Annotated in this window: 1 protein-coding gene; it reads left to right on the top strand. The window is 62.7% G+C overall.

The features are described from left to right. The first annotated feature begins 168 nt into the window (after positions 1–168). Positions 169–1515 carry an IS5 family transposase gene (locus tag AC0L2J_RS34705; RefSeq protein ID WP_473395975.1) on the top strand — a complete coding sequence of 449 codons (1347 nt, stop codon included), beginning with the start codon at positions 169–171 and terminating at the stop codon, positions 1513–1515. Positions 1516–1524 lie beyond the last annotated feature (9 nt).

The raw sequence follows: 1524 nt of genomic DNA on the forward strand, positions 1-1524 counted from the left end.
GTCGTCCGTGAAGAGCGGCTAAGCGATTGAGCTAGGATCGCATTTGACTTTGTGGACTGTTTTTGGAATGCAGGATTTTGATGCTTGGGGCATCGGAACCTTGCAATTTCATTTTCAGGATTCCGTCGAATCGCCAGTCATGATTCGGTGGTCGCATCGGAGGTAGCGATGCGACCGAAGAAGCATAGGACGACGGGATCGGGCGATCTGTTCCGGGCCAGGCTGGACCAGATCATCAATTTGAAGCACGAGCTGGTTCAGCTCGCCGGCAAGGTCGATTGGGACTGGATCGACGGCGAGATCGCTCCGCTCTATAGCGAGAACGGTCGGCCAGGCATCGCGACCCGCTTCGTGATTGGGCTGCTCCTGCTCAAGCACATTTACGGCCTCTCCGATGAGGGGGTGTGCGAGCGTTGGGTCCACGACCGGTATTTCCAGTACTTCACCGGCGAAGAGTTCTTCCAGCACGCGTTCCCGCACGAGCGCTCGGACCTGAGCCATTGGCGCAAGCGGCTCGGCGACAAGCTGGAGCTGTTGCTGGCCGAGAGCCTGCGGGTGGCGCACGAGGCCGGCGCGTTACGCGGCCAGGACCTCAAGCGGGTCACGGTCGATACCACCGTGCAACCGAAGGCCATCACCTTTCCGACCGATGCCAAGCTGCTGCACGCCGCGATCAAGGGGCTCAACCGCCTGGCGAGGAAGCACGGGGTCAGGCTGCGGCAGTCCTATCTTCGCATTGCCAGGACCGCGGCAATGATGGCGGGGCGCTACGCTCATGCCAAGCAATTCAAGCGGCATCAGCGGCAGTTGCGCATTCTGCGCAGCCGGCTGGGCCGGATCATTCGCGATATCCGCCGCAAGATCGAAGGTCAGACCGTGCTCGAGAACGCCTTCGCCCTCCCGCTCGGCCGAGCCTCGCAGATCCGCTCGCAGCAGCAGCGCCAGCGCGGCTGGAAGCTCTATTCCTTCCACGCCCCGGAGGTGGAGTGCATCGGCAAGGGCAAAGCAGCCGCGCCTTACGAGTTCGGTGTCAAAGCCTCTATCGTCACCAACAACCGCCGTGCTCCCGGTGGCCTGTTCGTGCTGCACGCCAGGTCGCTGCCCGATAACCCCTACGACGGTCACACATTGCGGGACGTCATCGACCGCACCGAGACACTCACCGGCTGTGCGATCGAGCGGGCCTATGTCGACAAGGGATACCGCGGCCATGACACAAAGAACCCGCGCCGTGTCTTCATCTCTGGCCAGAAGCGCGGCGTCTTCGGTGTCATCAAGCGCGAGCTGCGCCGCCGCTCCGCCATCGAACCCATCATCGGACACCTGAAGACCGATGGCCACCTCGGCCGCTGCTACCTCAAAGGCCGCGCCGGCGATGCGGCCAACGTCATCCTCTCAGCCGTCGGCCACAACTTCCGCCGCATCCTCGCCTGGCTCAGAGAACTCTTGTGCCTGTTCCTGATCCAGCTCTGGCGCACGCCCGCCTGTCCGGCCCCGCTCAATTCGGCTTCTTAACGGACGACT

It is taken from the genome of Bradyrhizobium sp. MV1.5 (assembly GCF_055807615.1).